General features: G+C 64.1%; 13 protein-coding genes. 8 read left to right on the plus strand and 5 right to left on the minus strand.

Going from position 1 to position 17833, the window contains the following annotated elements; all coding sequences use genetic code 11:
- Nucleotides 1–197: 197 nt before the first annotated feature.
- Nucleotides 198–995, plus strand: a complete 798-nt coding sequence (locus A3E77_RS01300; RefSeq protein ID WP_293643097.1) for a LytR/AlgR family response regulator transcription factor — start codon at nt 198–200, stop codon at nt 993–995.
- Nucleotides 996–1119: 124 nt separating this feature from the next.
- On the opposite strand, the gene A3E77_RS01305 is transcribed toward A3E77_RS01300, so the two are convergent.
- The 5 genes from A3E77_RS01305 to A3E77_RS01325 form a co-directional block, all read right to left on the minus strand.
- Nucleotides 1120–1644, minus strand: a complete 525-nt coding sequence (locus tag A3E77_RS01305) for a sarcosine oxidase subunit gamma (RefSeq protein WP_293643098.1) — start codon at nt 1642–1644, stop codon at nt 1120–1122.
- Complete coding sequence (locus tag A3E77_RS01310) at nt 1637–4567, minus strand: sarcosine oxidase subunit alpha family protein (protein WP_293643099.1); 2931 nt, start codon at nt 4565–4567, stop codon at nt 1637–1639. Before A3E77_RS01310 ends, A3E77_RS01305 begins: the two co-directional genes overlap by 8 nt.
- A complete protein-coding gene (locus A3E77_RS01315) occupies nt 4564–4851 on the minus strand; it encodes a sarcosine oxidase subunit delta (protein ID WP_293643100.1) in 288 nt (95 codons plus the stop codon). The genes A3E77_RS01310 and A3E77_RS01315 overlap by 4 nt, the downstream gene beginning before the upstream one ends.
- 7 nt (nt 4852–4858) lie before the next feature.
- Nucleotides 4859–6103, minus strand: a complete 1245-nt coding sequence (locus tag A3E77_RS01320; RefSeq protein ID WP_293643101.1) for a sarcosine oxidase subunit beta family protein — start codon at nt 6101–6103, stop codon at nt 4859–4861.
- An 85-nt stretch (nt 6104–6188) separates the two neighbouring features.
- Nucleotides 6189–7343, minus strand: coding sequence for an MFS transporter (locus tag A3E77_RS01325; RefSeq protein ID WP_293643102.1), 1155 nt, complete (start codon nt 7341–7343; stop codon nt 6189–6191).
- 140 nt (nt 7344–7483) lie between these two features.
- Here A3E77_RS01325 and A3E77_RS01330 point away from each other — a divergent pair, with 140 nt between their 5' ends.
- From A3E77_RS01330 to A3E77_RS01360, 7 genes are all read left to right on the plus strand, one after another.
- The gene (locus A3E77_RS01330) at nt 7484–8116 is read left to right on the plus strand and encodes a TetR/AcrR family transcriptional regulator (RefSeq protein WP_293643103.1); all 633 of its coding nucleotides are present in this window, start codon (nt 7484–7486) and stop codon (nt 8114–8116) included.
- A gap of 242 nt (nt 8117–8358) precedes the next feature.
- Nucleotides 8359–9333 carry a prolyl aminopeptidase gene (gene pip / locus A3E77_RS01335; protein ID WP_293643104.1) on the plus strand — a complete coding sequence of 325 codons (975 nt, stop codon included), beginning with the start codon at nt 8359–8361 and terminating at the stop codon, nt 9331–9333.
- 4 nt (nt 9334–9337) lie between these two features.
- A complete protein-coding gene (locus A3E77_RS01340; protein ID WP_293643105.1) occupies nt 9338–10726 on the plus strand; it encodes a peptide MFS transporter in 1389 nt (462 codons plus the stop codon).
- A 427-nt stretch (nt 10727–11153) separates the two neighbouring features.
- Entirely contained in the window at nt 11154–13556 is a 2403-nt protein-coding gene (locus A3E77_RS01345) for a TonB-dependent receptor (protein WP_293643106.1), read from the plus strand.
- 71 nt (nt 13557–13627) lie between these two features.
- Nucleotides 13628–16054: a S9 family peptidase gene (locus A3E77_RS01350; protein WP_293643107.1), complete on the plus strand. Its 2427-nt coding sequence runs from the start codon at nt 13628–13630 to the stop codon at nt 16052–16054.
- Between the two features lie 24 nt (nt 16055–16078).
- On the plus strand, nt 16079–17203 hold the full coding sequence (locus A3E77_RS01355; RefSeq protein WP_293643108.1) for a dipeptidase: 1125 nt from the start codon (nt 16079–16081) through the stop codon (nt 17201–17203).
- A gap of 40 nt (nt 17204–17243) precedes the next feature.
- On the plus strand, nt 17244–17747 hold the full coding sequence (locus A3E77_RS01360; RefSeq protein WP_293643109.1) for an Lrp/AsnC family transcriptional regulator: 504 nt from the start codon (nt 17244–17246) through the stop codon (nt 17745–17747).
- Nucleotides 17748–17833: the final 86 nt, after the last annotated feature.

A 17833-nucleotide genomic window follows, 5' to 3' on the forward strand; every position in this document is an offset into this window, starting at 1 on the left:
ATCCGCGCAGAAATATCGAATTGTCGCTCGCACCAAATGATTGCATTTCGCAATCGCATTTTGAATATACGGAATTGCCGCGATCTGGCCGCAACGGTGTTGCCCGATGTTTCATCGCTTAAATGGACAACCAGCGAGCCGCAACTTGTCCTTATTCCGCCGAGCGTGGAAGCAACACGGCGCTTTGTGGAGGCATGATGACGTTTCTGAAGGTCATGGCGGTCGACGATGAAGATCTGGCGCTGCGCCGTATCGCTTTGCTGATGAAAGAGATCGGCGACGCGGAACTCGTCGCGACGAACCAGGATCCGCTGGATGCATTGACCCAGATTGACCAATTGCAACCCGACGTGCTGTTGCTGGATATCCAGATGGCGGGGCTCAGCGGGATCGAGCTGGCGGAACAATTATTGCATATCGGCGGCCATGTTCCACAGATCATTTTCATTACCGCGTTCAACCAACATGCCGTGCGCGCGTTTGAAACGCGTGCCGTCGATTATATTATGAAGCCGTTGCGGGCCGACAGGCTTTCGATCGCGTTCGACCATGCCCGTCTACGGATTCAACAGGAACGGGCATCGCACCATGTCGCGCATCTCCGGCGTGTCGTGGACGAGCTTCGGGGATCGACCGTGGCTGCCGGGTATGACAGCGACGATCAGGAGATATGGGCACAGCGCGGCGACAAATATGTCCGCTTGCTCGCGCGCGAGATCCAGTGGGTGGAATCGGAACGCGATTATGTCCACATCCATAATCACGAGCGCGCTTTCCTGCTTCGGAGCACGATGGCAGCGTTGAGTGACCGACTGGGTAGCGAACGTTTCATTCGTGTCCGGCGTTCCGCACTGGTCCGGCTCGACTGCATCGAATCGATCCGCGACCGGGGCTATGGTAATGTGCATGTGCTACTCCGGTCGGGCGCCGAAGTGCGGGTGGGGCGGACCTATCTCAAGCCTTTGCGCGATCGCATGCGACCCAAGATAGCCTGACAGGTAAGTAGCTGTTAGAATTTTACTTGCGGCGAGCTTGCCCTCGCCGTCAGCCAAATGAACCACCAATTATACCGGCTCCTCGCCAGTAGCAGCGCACCATTGTCGTTCTTTATGCGCGGGATCAGGCGGAACGGGCGCCTTGGCCGATGAGGTGGAGAATGTAGGGCGCATAGCTTTGCTCCGCGAGCAGCAGATAGGCTGGGGCGTCGCCGGTGCGCGCGACGAACAGGCCGACGTCGCCGAAGCGGGTCCGGACCGCTGCGCCGACCGGCAGCGCCTGCGGACGCAGGTCGAGCGGGGTGAAGGCCGCGAGGCAGGCGGTGCCCGCCGCGCCTTCGAGCCGCAGCGCGACCAGGCCGTCGGTGACATCGAGCGCCAGCAGCGTGTCCTCGCCGAGCGCCGCCTCGGCCCGTTCGAGCGCCCATGCGACGCCGTCCGCGCTGCCGGTGAGCAGCCATTCACCCGGCGCGATGGCGGCCAGTGCGATGTCGCTGTTCGCGCTGTATCGGTTCGCGGCGGGCGGCGGGATGCCGAGGGCCGCGGAAAGCCGGGCGGGCGCATCGGCAGCACCGCAGACCTGAACCTTTGCCACCGCCAGATCGGGGTCGATCCGGCACCAGCCGGGGGGAGGCGACAGGTCAGCCATCGAGCCGCGTTCCTTCGCGGTCATATCGGCAAAGGTCGGTGATGCGGGCTTCGCGCCAGTTGCCGAGATCCCATATGGGGACAGTTTCGCCCATTCGCGCCTGTCCACGCTCGACCATCGCAAGCGCCAGCGGCACGCCCAGCGTCGGCGACCATGCACTCGATGTAACCCAGCCGTCGCTGGGCCGGGGCTGCCCGGTTCCGGCGGGGAGGATGTGCGCGCCGATCGTCAGCGGGGCGGCATTGCCATCGGTTGTTTCGAGGCCGACCAGGCTGCGCCGGTCGGGGCGCAAGCCGTCGGGGCGATGCGCGGAGCGACGGCCGACGAAGTCATCGGTCTTTTTGCGCATGATCTCTCCAAAGCCGATGTCCTGCGGCAGCGTCGTCCCGTCGGTGTCCGCGCCGACGTGAAGAAACCCCTTTTCGATTCGCATCGTCATCAACGCCTCGACCCCGAACGGCGTGAGCGCGTGCGCAGCGCCGGCCGTGACAAGCGCGTCCCACAAATCTCCGGCCCGCCGCCAGGGCACCGCGATTTCATAGGAAAGCTCGCCGGTGAAGCTGACGCGTGCGACACGGGCGGGTGCGCCGCCGATATGGCCGATACGCGCGGTCATGTGCGGGAAGGCGTCGCCCGATGCGTCGATGTCGGTCGGCAAGGCGCGGAAGAGGGCGCGCGCCTTTGGTCCGGCGATGTTCGCGACGGCCCAGCAAGCCGTGACATCCTCCACCAGAACGCGCATCGTCGTCCATTCGCAGCGCAGCCATTCTCGAAACGCTTCGGTGACGGCGGCGGCGTGGCCGCTGGTCGTGCCGACCAGGAAATGATCGTCGGCCAGCCGCGTTACCACGCCGTCGTCGAACACGGTGCCATTTTCGCCGAGCATGATCGCATAACGGCAGCGACCGGGTTTCAGCGTGCTGATCCGGTTCACATACATGCGGTCCAGGAACGCCGCGGCATCCGGCCCCTTCACTTCGATCTTGCCGAGCGGTGACGCCTCGAAAATGCCGACGCCGCTGCGCACCGCCAGCACCTCGCGATGGACGGCATCGGCTTCGCTTTCGCCGGTTTGCGGATAAGCCGCGGGACGCATCCAGCCGCCATATTCGTCGAGTGCCGCGCCGCGCGCCACATGCCAGTCGTGGCGTGCCAGATGGCGGCGCGGGCGAAGGCCGTCGCCGACCCGATGCCCCGCAAACACACCGAAAGGGGTCGGGTCATAGGGCGGGCGAAACTTTGTCGTTCCGATCGCTTCGATGGGTTTTCCCAGCAGGTCGCCGAGGATGCCGATGCCGTTGACATTCGACGTCTTGCCCTGGTCGGATGCCATGCCCAGCGTGGTATAGCGTTTGAGATGCTCGACCGAGCGGAAGTTCTCGCGCGCCGCGAGCGCGATGTCGCCCGCGGTCACGTCGTTCTGGAAATCCACCCAGGCCTGGGCGTCGGGCGCCCCGTTTTGCGAGATCGACCACAGCGTCGCATGGATCGGGCCGTGCCGTTGTTCGGCGGTTTGCCCGCGCGCTGCGGCGAGCGTGCTGTAGCGCGCAAAATCGCCCGCCGCCCCGCCGATACAGCGATAGCCGCCCGCCGGTTCCGGGACAAAGCCGTTCAGGCGGCGATCGAAGTGCAATCGTCCGCCGGCCTGCGAATGCAGATGCACCGCCGGGCTCCAGCCTCCCGCCATCAGCAACAGGTCGCACCGCAGCGTCCGGGTCGCCCCCTCGATCCGCCCCGAATGGCTGATCCGTCCGATCCGGACCGCCCGCACCGCGCGCCGGCCCAGCGCCTCGGCGGGGGCCATGCCCAGGTAAAGGGCGATGCCCAGCCGCTGCGCGCGTTCGATGAGCGCTGGGGACGGGGCCGCACGGACATCGACGATGCCGACGATCTGCGCACCGGCCTCTGCCAGATCGAAAGCGGCGTACCAGGCGCTGTCGTTGGTGGTCGCTACGACGACGTCCTCCCCCGCGACGACGCCGTGGCGATGCAGATAGGCGCGCGCCGCGCCTGCCAGCATGACGCCGGGCCGGTCGTTGCCGCGAAAGACGAGCGGGCGTTCGATCGCCCCGGTGGCAAGGATCAATTCCCCGGCCCGCACGCGCCACAATCGCTGGCGCGGCCCCGAACCTTCGGTCGGCGGCAGGTGATCGGTCAGGCGTTCGCACAGGCTGACCATGCCATGGTCGAAATGGCCCGTCGCAATCGTGCGCGTCATCAGCGTCACATTGGGCATCGCGCCCAGCGTGCGCAGCACATCCTTGATCCAGATGCGCGCGGGCTTGCCCTCGACCATGTCGCTGGTGCCGGCAAGTCGGCCGCCCCAATGCCGGCCGCCCGTTACCAGCATCACCGACTGCCCCGATGTCGCCGCATGGTGCGCCGCCGCCAGTCCCGCGATGCCGCCGCCGACGATCAGCGTGTCGATATGCGCCGAGGTCTGCGCATAATGGTCCGGGTCGGCAAGCGCGGGTGCGGTGCCGAGTCCCGCCGCCTTGCGGATCAGCGGCTCGAACAGTCCCCAGTTGGGCCACATGAAGCTTTTGTAATAGAAAGCCGCCGGGATGAATCTTTTGAAGAGCTCGTTGACCGCCAGCAGGTCAAGGCGAAGGCTGGGCCACGCATTCACGGGGGCGGCATCCAGCCCCTCGTAAAGCTCGACATAGGGGGCTTTCAGGTTCGGGGTCGTGCGCGCGCCGCGGCCGAGCTGGACGATGAAATTGGGCTCGTCGAGGCCGGCGGCGATCAGGCCGCGCGGGCGGTGATATTTGAAACTGCGACCGACCATGCGCACACCCGACGCCAGCAGGGCGGACGCCAGCGTGTCCCCGACAAAGCCGGTGTAATGTCTGCCCTCCCATCGAAAGCGGATCGGGCGGTCGCGGTCGATGTCGCCGCCATGGTCCAGCCGATAGCCGCTCATGCGCCCGATTCCAGCAGGGGGCGCGGATCGGTGATGCCATAAACCGCCAGGATTTGATGTGAAACCGTATCGCGCGCAACGTTGAACCAGACGCCGCAGCCCCATTGATGATGCCAACGCTCGAAGCTCAACCCCTTCGCATTGTCGCGATAGAAGAGATAGTCTGCCCACGCGTCGTCGTCGGTCGCGGTGGGGTCCGCGGGGCGCACGATCGGGCTTTCGCCGCCACAGCGATATTCGTTTTCGGCTCGCGGCCCGCACCACGGACAGGGGATCAACAGCATAGGAACCTCAATGTGCGATGCCCGACGCCGCCGCTTCGTCGATCAACGCGCCGGTTCGGAAACGGTCGAGGGAAAAGGCAGCGGCAAGCGGATGGGCCGCGCCGGTCGCCATATGGTGCGCCAGGCAAAAGCCGCCGGCGGGGATGGCCTTGAAACCGCCGGTGCCCCAGCCGCAATTCAGGTAGAGTCCTTTTACCGGACTTTCGCCGAGGATCGGCGTTGAATCGGACACCACGTCGACGATGCCTGCCCATTGCCGCAACAATCGAACGCGCGAGAATTGCGGGAACAGGTCGATCAGCCCCGCAGCGGTCTGTTCGAGCACGGGCAGGCTGCCGCGCTGCGCATAGGAAGGGAACAGGTCGAGCGCACTGCCGATGACCAGTTCGCCCTTGTCCGACTGGCTGAGGTAGGTGCCGGTCGATGGCGCGAGGACGACGGTGTCGAGTACGGGTTTGAGCGGTTCGGACACGAACGCCTGGAGCGCATAGGATATGATCGGCAGCCGAAAGCCCGCCCGCTCTGCCATCACCCCGCTGTGCCCCGCGACCGCCATGCCGACGCATTCTGTGGCGATATTGCCGCGCGTGGTCTGGACGCCGACGACACGGCCTTCGCGGATGTCAAAGCCGGTGACGTCGCAATTCTGGATGATGTCGACGCCCAGCCCATCGGCGGCGCGCGCATATCCCCAGGCGACGGCGTCGTGGCGTGCGGTGCCCCCGCGCGGCTGAAGCAGGCCGGCCAGGATGGGAAAGCGCGGCGACGGGTTGAGGCCGGGAATGCGCCGCCGCACCGTATCGCCATCATGATATTCGGCATCGACGCCGTTCAGTTGCATCGCGTTCACCGACCGGCGCAGCATTTCGACGCCGTGCCGATCATGCGCGAAGCTCCACATGCCGCGCTGCGAAAACATGATGTTGTAATTGAGTTCGCGCGACAGGCCTTCGTAGAGGGTCAGCGCAAAGTCATAGAAGCGCGCGCTTTGCGGAAAAAAATAATTGGAGCGGATGACCGTCGTGTTTCGCCCGGTGTTGCCGCCCCCGATCCATCCCCGCTCAAGCACCGCGATGTCGCGGATGCCATGCTTGCGGGCGAGATAATAAGCGGTTGCCAGCCCATGGCCGCCGCCGCCGATGATGACGGCCTGATAGCGTTTTCGGGGCGCCGCATCGCGCCAAGCGGGCGCCCATGTCCGTTGTCCGGAGAAACCCGCGCGCACGAGTGACCACGCCGAATATCGTGTCACAGACGCTGCTCCCCCCGTTTGCTACAATCTGCGTGCCTCTATAAATACATCACTGTATTTGTGCAATGGTCTGATGACCGAATTTTCACGACGGAAGAGCAGCGGGGGTTCCACCGGACAGACGACGGGCGACAAGCGGCATGCAGAGCGGGATGGTCAGAACGCAACTGAGGAACCCCAATATGCCCAGCATCGAATAGGAACCGAAGTCGGCCACGATACCGCCAATCGGGGCGCCGATGGCAAAGGCGAAACGTTCGCAGCCGCCCCCCAATGTGCCGGCGCGGCCGGACGGGTCGATCGACGCGGCGACCCCCAGGAACACCGAATATTGGTACATATAGAAAATCCAGTAGGTGAGAACGCCGAGGGCAAACATCACCGTTCCCGTCGCGAAACCCAGCAAAAGGCAGGAAATGCCCGTGCCGACCAGCCCGACCACCATCGACAGGATGCGCGGCGACCGGCCGCCCAGCCATGCCGCGACCCCCGTGCCCAGGATGCCGCAAAGCGCGCTGAGCGACAGGATGGTGGCGGTTGTTTCGGGCGCGATCGCCAGCCCTTTCGCGATCCGTTCGGCAAAGCTCCACAGCGCGCCCGTTCCCAGCGAATAACCCGCCCACATCAGCATGAGCGCGAGGACCGCGGGTTGGCGAAGCAGGCCGCCGGCGTGGATTGTCGGCAGGCTGGCGCGAGCCCTGAACGCCAGCATGACGGGCATGGTAATGAGGATCGCGATCGCGACGGCGAGAAACGCCCCCATGGTGCCGAGATATATGCTCGCCATCGGCATCACAAACATCAAGGCGACGACATAGGCGACCGCGCCGCCATTGCCTATCGCATAGACCCGGTCGGGGTTTGCGGCGGTCGAGCCGCCGGTAATGGTCGCCGCGAAGATCAGGCCATAGCCGGTCCCGGCGAGCGCCGCGAACAGCAGCAACAGGGCGAATGATCCCGGCACCAGATACATCAATATGTGCGCCGCAATCGCGAGCGCCGCGCCCGTCATCGCGACGGTGACCGAACGGGCGCGGTGGATGACGGGAGCGAGCAGGATCATCGACAAGGCCAGCGCGCCGATCTGGAAAAATCCGAAAAGCCCAGCTTCGCGCCCGTTGAGGCCCATGTCCATCAGCGCCCCAACCTGGAACGGCATGGTCGATGTGCCGATATGTGCGATGCCGTTGCCGATGACGACCGCCGCGATCAATGCCCAGCTGTCCGTCCTTCGTGCCATCCTTGTTCCCTCTCGATAGCGCCGCGTCGCCGTCTGGAATACATCTATGTATTGACATGTCCAGCCTCTCCGAACAACGGCCGTCCCCTTTGGTGGCGGGGCGATTGACCGCGCGCCTGTTTTTCCGGCAATGAGGCAATATGGCTGAGAGAAAATCGACAGCAGCGAAGACGGGGACGGGGACAGGGAAAACGGGGCGCACCTGGCGGCGGACCCCACCCCCCGAACACACGCCATCGACGCAGGAGTGGATCGACACCGCGCGGCGCGCGCTGATCGACGATGGTATCGTCGGCGTGAAGATCGACCGGCTCGCCAAAATCGCGGGGGTTACCCGCGGCGGATTCTACTGGCGGTTCAAGGATCATACCGAACTTCTCGACAAGCTGCTCGAGGACTGGCGCGCCAGCAACACGCAGCCGATGCTCGACGTGCTCGCGATGCCCGGAACCGTCAGCGAACGGCTGTCCCGCCTCGCGCATCTCTACATTTCCGAACAGGGGTTCAGTCCGGCCTATGACCGGGCGGTGCGGGCGTGGGCCAATTTGTCAGCCGACGTCGAAACCGTCGTGCAAGAAGTTGACGCGATACGCATCGCCGCGATCCGCCAGGTGTTTGTCGATGGCGGTTACAGCGAGGATGATTCGATGATCCGCGCCCGCATCGTCTATTTCCACCAGGTTGGATATTATGCGACCGGCCTCCAGGAATCGCTCGAGCAGCGGCAGGCGCTCATCCATCGTTATGTCGCGGTGTTTGCCGGGCGCGATTGACGCGGCCGCGCGGCCATTGGCGCGATTGCCATTCATGCCGAGCAGCCACATGCGGCCATAGGGCCGCGCCGACCGCCGTGCGCGCATTGCCCTTGACAGTCGGCGACCGCCAATGCAGTCACAATACATAACTGTATTTATGACTCGGAGGGGCGTGGCATGCGGCGGTTTGGCCTGCGGAACGGAAAGACGAATGAGCGGCGCGTGTGCCGCGCCACCGTTGCGGCGGGGATGGCGCGCCGATGACGGCGCTCCGCACCCTATATCCCCCGATCGAGCCTTATGAGACCGGGCTGCTCGACGTCGGCGACGGCCACCATGTCTATTATGAGCGCGTCGGCACGCGTGGCGGCAAGCCCGCGCTGTTCCTCCACGGCGGGCCGGGCGGCGGCATATCGCCATCGCATCGACGCCTGTTCAGCCCGGACCATTATGACGTCCTGCTGTTCGACCAGCGCGGCTGCGGACAATCGACGCCGCACGCGAGCATCGACGACAATAGCACCTGGCATCTCGTCGCCGACATCGAAAGGCTGCGGGCGCTCGTCGGGGCCGAAAAATGGCTGGTGTTCGGGGGATCGTGGGGATCGACGCTGGGCCTCGCTTACGCCCAAAAATATCCGCAGCACGTCAGCGAACTGGTCCTGCGCGGAATCTTCATGGTGACAAAGGCCGAAATCGACTGGTTCTACCGCCATGGTGTGTCGGAAGTTTTTCCAGAAAAATTTGCGATGCTCCAGGCGCCGATCCCGGAGGCCGAACGCGGCGACCTGGTGGCGGCCTATCACCGCCGGTTGACCGGCGCCGATCCGATGGCGCGGGTCGCCGCGGCGCAGGCGTGGACGCGCTGGGAATGCGAGACGTCGACCCTGCTTCCCGACGCCGCGCTGGCCGCGCTGTGGCAGGACGAACATTATGCGCTCGCCTTTGCCCGGTTGGAAAATCACTATTTCACCCATGGCGCGTGGCTCGAGGACGGGCAATTGTTGCGCGATGCCCATCGCTTGCGCGGCATCGACGGCGTCATCGTTCATGGGCGGTACGACCTGCCGTGCCCCGCGAAATATGCCCATGCGCTCCACCAGGCCTGGCCTGAAGCCGATTTTCACCTGATCGACGGCGCCGGCCATGCCTATTCCGAACCGGGTATTCTGGACCAGTTGATCCGGGCAACCGACCGTTTCGCCGCGCCGGTTTCGCCCGACAGCGGGTCGTAGCCGCGTGGCGGCGGCGTCCATCCCGTCGGGCGGGGCAGGGGAACCGGCCGGGCACAGCTTTCTAGGTCATCCCAAGGGACTGGCCTATCTGGCCTTCACCGAGACGTGGGAGCGTTTCTCCTTTTATGGCATGTCGGCGCTGCTGCTGCTCTACATGATCCAGCATTTGCTGGCGCCGGGCGTCGCCGACGGCGTCCACGGCTTCGCCGGTCTCCGTTCGGCGATCGAGTCGCTCACCGGCCCGCTGTCCAACCAGGCGTTCGCCAGCCAGATATTCAGCCTTTACACCGGGCTGGTCTATTTCACGCCGATTTTTGGCGGATTGCTGGCCGACCGGCTGCTGGGCCAGCGCCGCACGGTGGTGCTGGGCGCATTGCTGATGACGGCGGGGCATGCGTTGATGGCCTATGAAGCGGGCTTTCTGTTCGCGCTGTCGCTGCTGATCGCGGGAACCGGGTGCCTGAAGGGCAATATCTCGGTCCAGGTCGGCCACCTCTATCGACTCACCGACGGCGGACGCCGCACCCGCGCCTTCGCGATCTTTTCCGCCGCGATCAACGTCGGCGCCTTGCTCGGCCCGCTGGTGTGCGGCATCTTGGCGCAAAGCTATGGCTGGCATGTCGGTTTCGGCATGGCAGGCGTGCTGATGCTGGTTGCGCTGGCGACCTATATGGCGGGCTGGAAACATCTGCCGCCCGATCGCAAGCGACAGCGCGGGACCGCCGAAAGCAGCGGGCTGGCGACGGGCGATTGGCGGAACATCGCGGCGCTGCTGTTCCTCGCCGCGATCAGCATCCTGCCCTGTGCGGCCTATTTTCAGGAAATGAATGCCGGATTGCTCTTTATCGATGCGTCGGTCGATCGCAGCCTGTTCGGCTGGACGGTGCCGACCCCGTCGTTCAACGCGCTCGACGGCCTGTTCTGCATTCTGGCGGTGCCGACACTGATCGCAGTGTGGCGTCGGCAGGCGCGGCTGGGCGGCGAAACGCCGGAGATGACCAAGATCACGATCGGATACATGATCATCGCGGGCGCGAACCTGATGATGGTCATCCCCGCCGGATGGGCGGATCGGGGCGAGGTTGTGGGCGCGATCTGGCCGGTCCTGCTTTATGCGTTGAACGCGCTCGGCTTTACCTTCTATTGGCCGACGCTGCTCGCGCTGTTCGCCCGCGCCGCACCGGCACAGGTCAATTCGACGATGATGGGGGCGGTGTTCCTGTCGGTCTTCCTCGGCAATCTGCTCGTCGGCCATGTTGCGACCTGGTGGGAGGCGATGAGCCACGCGAGTTTCTTTGCGTTGCACGCTGCGTTCGCCGCTGCCGCCATGGTGGTGATGCTGTTCGTCCGACGGCCGTTGCAGCGGATGCTCCTCGACGAAATCGACCAATAGATTTTGTTTGCTTTTCGGCTCTGTCGCCGCGCCGCGCGGCCGGGCGACCGACGGGTTCGCGGCCTGTGCGGGGCACGCCGCCGATTGTCGGGCGCGCCGCGAAACCGCGCCATCACGCCCCGGAGCAAGACGAAAAAACCCGTGACAGTTTGTTGACAATACATTGATGTATTGTAAAACGAATCAGGTTGGAGTGCGAGGGGAATCAAAGGGAGCCGGAAGGAGGCGCCGGACGCGAAATGTCGTCGGCGTCCCATGTCTGGACGGCAGGAAGATCGGGACGGGTTTTGCGCGGCGCGCTTTTCCCGGTGCATCCGCGGTGGCGTGTCTGCGCACCCCGGTTCGAGGCCACGCGGCCTGGCACGGTGATGACTATACCATTGTTATTTAATTACAATATCGGTTTCGTCCATTAGAGGAGGGTCATGTGGCACGTAGGGGGATAACGGCGACTTTGGTCGCGAGCGTTTCGACATTGATGTTCGGCGCGGGGGCCGGGGCCCAAGAGGCGGGCGTCGCGGCGAGCGAGGCCGACGAGATCGTCGTCACCGCCCGGTTTCGCGAGGAATCGATTCAGGATATCGGCGGCAGCATCGCGGCGCTCGATGGCGAGGAGCTGCAACGATCGGGGATCGTCGATTTCGAGGATCTGGCGAACCGCGTCGCGGGTGTCGAATTGCTCGATCGCGGGCCCAACACGAATGAAATCAACATTCGCGGCGTGACCAACAGCACCCAGGTTTCGGGCAACGCGCTCCAGCCGCTCGTTTCGATCCTTGTCGACGACATCTCGGTGGCGTCGTCGTCCGCATCGCAGCGCGACTTCAACTTTTTCGATTTCGACCGGGTCGAAGTCCTGCGCGGTCCGCAGCCGACCTATTTCGGCGAAGGCGCGATGGGCGGGGTGATCCGCTATTTTTCGGCCGACCCCGACCTCGACAGCGGAAAGACGGTCGAAGGCACCTGGAGCGGCGGCGTCAGCGCGACCAACAACGGCGGTTTCAACTATCGGGTCGAAAACGCGACGAGCCTGATCCTTGTCCCCGAAAAGCTCGGCATCCGGATGGTCGGTTTCTATCGCAAGGACGATGGCTACATCGACAATCCGGGCCTCAACAAGAATAATATGAATGATTTTGAATCCTATGGCGGGCGCGCGATCATCGTGGCCCGGCCGACGGAAAATCTGACCCTGCGCCTGGCGGCGCATGTCGGGCGCGACGACATCGGCGAGCTTAATTTCATCGAACCGACGACCATCGGCGACAGCGTCGGCACCGAAGACCTGATCGCGCCGTCGTTGAGCCTGATCGACGGTTTGAACCAGGACGACTTCGAGCTTTATAGCGGCAAAATCTCGTACAATTCGGGGCCGATCACGATCGAGTCCATCACCGGCCTGTACAAGCGTCGGCGTGAAGCGGAAACGTTCAGCTCGGCCTATACCTATGGGTTCGAGGGTTTCTTCAACGCTTTCCCGCCGTTCGATACCGCCAGCAACCTCCTGTCGTCCGACCTGACCGCGATCGCGCAGACGCGCGGCAAGGAACGCAGCGTGTCGCAGGAGTTTCGTTTCGTTTCGGACTTCGACTCGCCGCTCAACGTCACCGCAGGCGGCTTTTTCCAGGATACGAAGTCGACCTCGACCGCGCTGGTGACCGGCGACGGCTATGCCAATATCACCGATACGGGGTCGACAGAGATCGAACGCAGCACGACGCGGATCGATACCCGGCAATTCTCCGGCTTCGTCGAACTGAGCTATGACGTGACGGACCGGCTGCGGCTTTTTGCCGGCGCGCGCTACGTCAACGAAAAGGTGACATCGACGCTGGTCGAATCCTTTGTCATCGGCATCTTCTCCCCGATCTTCACCGATCCCAGCGATATTTTTGCGCCAATCTATTTCCCGGTGCCGAACGATGTTGAGGCGCTGAACGCGCCGGGCGGGCCGGGGACGAGTTTCGACTTCAAACTCAATACCTTCCTGCCGCGCGTGGCGTTTGAATATGACATCAGCGACGATGTGATGCTGTATGGCACGCTGGCGCGCGGTGTGCGCAACGGCGGGCTCAACAGTCCCTTCTCGGCGCTGGGTTTCGGGCCGGTGGGATCACCCGAGTTCGAGGATGCGCTGACCTATGGATCGGACGACATCGTCACGGGTGAAATCGGGGTCAAGTCGCGGTTGATGGATGACAAGCTGACGTTGAACCTTGCCGGTTTCTATTCGGATTTCGACAATCCGCAGATTGGGATCAGCAACCCCGGCGCGCTCACTGCCAACGGACCGCAGCTTCGCATCTATGGGCTGGAAGTCGAGAGCGTCTACAAGGCCAGCAGCAATGTCTCGCTCTTTTTCAGCGGCAATCTGACCGAAGCCGAATATACCAAGGGCATGTCGGTGTTTGCCGTCGCCGGGGCACCGGCGGATTATCAGGATCTTGCCAAGGGGAACCGGCCGCCGAACGTTCCGAGCCTGTCCTTTTCGACCGGCGCGGATCTTCGCTACCCGCTGGGCAGCGACGACCTGGAACTGACCGGACAGATTGCCTTCCAATATATTGGCGAGCGCGAAACGTTTCCGCAGAATTTCGCGACGGGCAAATTGGGCAGCATGGAAATGCTGAACCTGCGCGTCGGGCTGGAACGCGAATGGTGGTCGCTGACGGCCTATATGACGAACGTGCTCAACGATCTGGAATTGCAGGCGACGACCATCCCGACCAGTTCGGCGCGATTGGTCAACGGCGTGCTCGACGGACCGTTGTCGTCGGCCTTCATCAATCGTCCGCGGACGACGGGCCTGACATTGACTGTTCGTTACTAATGATGTCCCAGATGGCGGCGGTTCGTTCTCGCAACGGATCGCCGTCACCACGTCGCTATCCAGGAAATTCGATGATCGACGCTTATGTTCGACGCCTGTTGGCGGCAGCACTGCTGGTTCTGGGGGCCACATCGGCCAGCGCGTCGCCGGGCCAGGCGGACCAACAGGACGGCGCACTGACGCGCGCCGACGTCGAACGAGCCGCCGCTTTCTATCCGGCAAATGTCCGCAAGCTCGTGCGCAACGCTGCGCCAGTGCCCAACTGGATCGCGGGCAGCGATCGCTTCTGGTATCGGCATGAAATCGACGGCGGCTTCCGCTTCCTGACCGTCGACGCCGCGACGGGGCGTGCCGAACCCTCGTTCGACCACAAGGCCGTCGCGGCGATGCTGTCGCGCGCATTGGGCAAGGAGGTGTCTCCCACCCAATTGCCGTTCGGGTCGATCACTTATTCGCAGGATATGCGGGACATTTCCTTTGCGGCCGGGGACCGATCGTTCCAATGCGACCGGGCCGGGACGCGGTGCAAGGATATGGCGGCGATCGCGCCCGACCCCGCCATCGTCGCGTCGCCCGACGGCAAGCGCGCGCTGTTCACGCGCGACAGCAACTTGTGGCTTCGCGATATGGCGACGGGCGCGGAACGGCCGCTGACCACCGATGGCACCGCAGAGTTCCCCTATCAATATACCGCGTTCAAGACGACCTATGTCGAGGAACGGCGCGGACAGGCCAAACCGACCTATGCGGGTGCGACCTGGTCGCCCGATGGCCGCTATGTGCTCGCGATCCGCACGGACCGCCGCGGCGTGAAGACCGCACCCTATGTGGTCGAATATCTTCCCCCGGATTCGCCGCGCCCGATCGCGCACCAGATCGCGATGCCGACCCCCGCCGACGCGCCCGAAACCCCCTATGCGCTGGTCCTGATCGACCTTCACGACGGTGGGATCGTGCCGGTCGATGGCGGTGCGCTGGGGTTCAACGACTATGCGCCCTATTGGGCGATCGTCGGCGAACCGGGTTGGGACATAGCGGACGGCGCATTATATCTGGCGACATCGACCCGCGATTCGCGCGCGCTCGGCCTGGTGGCGATCAACCTCGACGACGGGACCAGTCGCACGGTGCTGGAGGAACGCGCCGACCAGTTCCTCAACCTCAACCCCTTCGACTATCACGTCCCCAACATACGCCTGCTGGCGGCGCGCGACGAGATATTGTGGTGGTCGCAGCGCAGCGGCTGGGGGCATCTCTATCGCTATGACGCCCGGACAGGGGCGCTCAAGAATGCGGTGACGAGGGGCGACTGGGCGGTATTCGACATCGTCCGCGTCGATGAGGCGGCAGGGTTCGTCTATTTCACGGCGGGCGGGAAAGAGGCCGGGCGGAACCCCTATTACCGCCATCTTTATCGCGCCGACCTTCGCGGGGGTGATCCGAAGCTGCTGACCCCCGAGGATGCCGATCATTCCTACACCAACTTCCCGGCGCGGGGGCTAAACGGCCATTGGGATACGCCGGTGGAGCGGTTTTCGCCCAGCGGCCGCTATTTCGTCGACTCGCATTCGACGATCGCGACGCCGCCGACCACGCTGGTCCGCCGGTCCGACGGGACATTGGTCGCGAAACTTGTCGACGCCGACGCCAGCGCGTTGCGCGCAACCGGCTGGACCCCGCCCGAACGGCTTGTCGCGAAAAGCGCCGACGGGACGCACGACATCTATGGCGTGCTCATCAAGCCGACGAATTTCGACGCGCGCAAACGCTATCCGGTGATCGAGCAAATCTATGCCGGCCCGCAGGTGTCCTTCGCGCCGCAGGGGTTCACCGACGCGATCGGCGCGCGCGCGGCCTATATGCAGGCGCTGGCGGAACTGGGCTTCGTCATCGTCGTTCAGGACGGGCGCGGGACGCCCCGGCGGTCGCGCGACTTTCACATGGCGCCGATGCAGGACGAGGATTCGATCGCGCTGGCCGATCATGTCGCGGGCATTCGGGCGGCGGCGGCCAGCCGCCCCTATATGGACCTGGACCGGGTCGGCATTACCGGCATTTCTTTCGGCGGCTATGCGTCGGCGCGCGCGATGCTGCTCTTCCCCGAATTTTACAAGGCCGGGGTCTCGATCGCCGGACCGCACGATTACCGCACGATGATTTCGTCGATCTCGCTCGAGCGTTTCTTTGGCGTGCCGGGCGAAAAGGGCGCGAAGGATGACAGCTATACGCGGGTCGACAACCTGCACCTTGCCGATCGCCTGACCGGCAAGCTGATGCTCGTCGCGGGCGACATCGACCAGAATGTGCCGTTCAACCAGACGGTCGCATTATCCGACGCGCTGATCAGGGCGGGCAAGGAATTCGACCTGGTTCTGGTGCCCAATGCCGCGCATGACGTCGGTTATCACCCCTATGTCGCGCGGCGGCTGGCGGGATATTTCCTGCGCCATTTGAGGGGCCAGGAACCGCCTGTCCCGTTCGCGCAGCCGTTGAAATAAATGTTGCCTGGTGGAGATGGAATGATGACGACCGACATGAACCGCCGCGGCCTGATGAAGCTTGCCGGTGGCGGCCTTTTTGCAGCGACGGCGGGCGCGGGAAGCGCGGCATCGGCAGCATCCGCCGCGCCGGCAAAGCCATCGCCCGGCGTGACGCCCATCGTCGTCGACGGATGCAGCCCCTCGGCACCGACCGCCGAATATCTGGCGCTGCTGCGCAAGGGCGGCGTCGATAGCTGGAGCGTCAGCATGTTGCCCACGCTCCTCCAGATGTCGGCGCTGCTCGAGTTCGTCGACCTGCATTCCAAGGAAGTCGCCATCGCAAAGAGCGCCGCCGACATTCGGCGCCTGAAGCAGGAGGGCAGGATATCGCTCACCATCGGTTGGCAGGAAGCTGACCTGTTCGCGATGAAGGGCGAAAGCGACTGGTGGTCCAAACCGCCAAAAACCACGATGCGGCTTTTCTACGAAGCGGGGCTGCGCGTCGTGGGCCTTGTCTATAACCTCACCAACGCCTTTGCCGGGGGCTGCCTGGACCCGAAGGTCGGTTTGACGAAGGCGGGCCGCGCGGTCGTCGCCGACATGCAGTCGATGGGCATCCTGGTCGATGTCGGCGGGCATATGGGCGAGCAATCGAGCCTCGACATCATCGCGATGGCCGAGCGCCCGATCGTGTGTACGCATTCCAACGTCGCCGCGCTCAACCCCAACCCGCGCAATACGTCCGACCGGGTCATCGAGGGCATCGCGCGGACCGGCGGCCTGTTTGGCGTCAGCGCGATCGACCCGTTCATGAGCTGGAGCGGCAACGATGTCGGCAAACGGCAGCAGCCGCAAAAACGTGCGGACGTAAAACGTTACGTCGACGAACTCGACTATCTGAAAAGGCTCGTCGGCGTCGACCATATCGGCATCGGCGGCGACTTCACCGTTGGCTCGACCTCGTCGATCTATCCCGACGAGTCCTTCGCCTTTCCGCCCGAAATGACCTATGTTCAGGACCCGATCCAATATGCGAACGGCTTTGAGGATATTTCAAAGCTGCCCGCGGTTCGTGCCGAGATGGTACGCCGCGGCTGGCGCACCGACGAGATCGACAAGGTCATGGGAGAAAACTGGATGCGCGTTTATGCGGCGAGCATCGGTTAGCGCGGTGTCGGCCATCGACAGCGCCGCCGCCTGACCGACCATGACCCGGACGCGCCCGGTCGACCGGCTCGACATCAAGATCATGGCGGCGCTCGAACGGAACGGGCGCATGACCAGGGCGCAATTGTCCGACGCCGTGGACCTGTCGGCAACGCCTTGCTCCGCCCGCATCGCCAGGCTGGAGGCGGCCGGGGATATCCGGGGCTATCACGCCGACATCGATATCGAGCGGCTGGGCGGCCTGCGCCAGTTTGTGGTGATCGCCAGCCTTTCGCAATGGACGTCCGATCGCGCGCGGCGGTTCGAGGAGATGGTGGCGGGCGTTCCGCAGATCGCCGAATGCGACGCGGTTTTCGGTTCGGTCGACTATATGATGCGCGTTTATGCGGTCGACGCGGCGCATTGCAGCGCGATCATGGCGCCGCTGCTTTCGATCGACCTCGACTATACCGTTCTGCCGGTGTCGCGCACCGTGCGCGCGCCGCACGAAATTGCCATGACGACCCTGCTGGCGCTCGACGGTCCCGACAGGCGAAGTCGCTGATGCGGCGCGCCAATATGGACACAAATCCTGTGCCTCTTGTCCTAGGTCCGGCGGAGGCGGGGGCGTCCGGGAAACGGGACGCAGCC

Origin of the sequence: Sphingopyxis sp. RIFCSPHIGHO2_12_FULL_65_19 (genome assembly GCF_001830555.1) — a bacterium.
Taxonomy (GTDB): Bacteria; Pseudomonadota; Alphaproteobacteria; order Sphingomonadales; family Sphingomonadaceae; genus Sphingopyxis.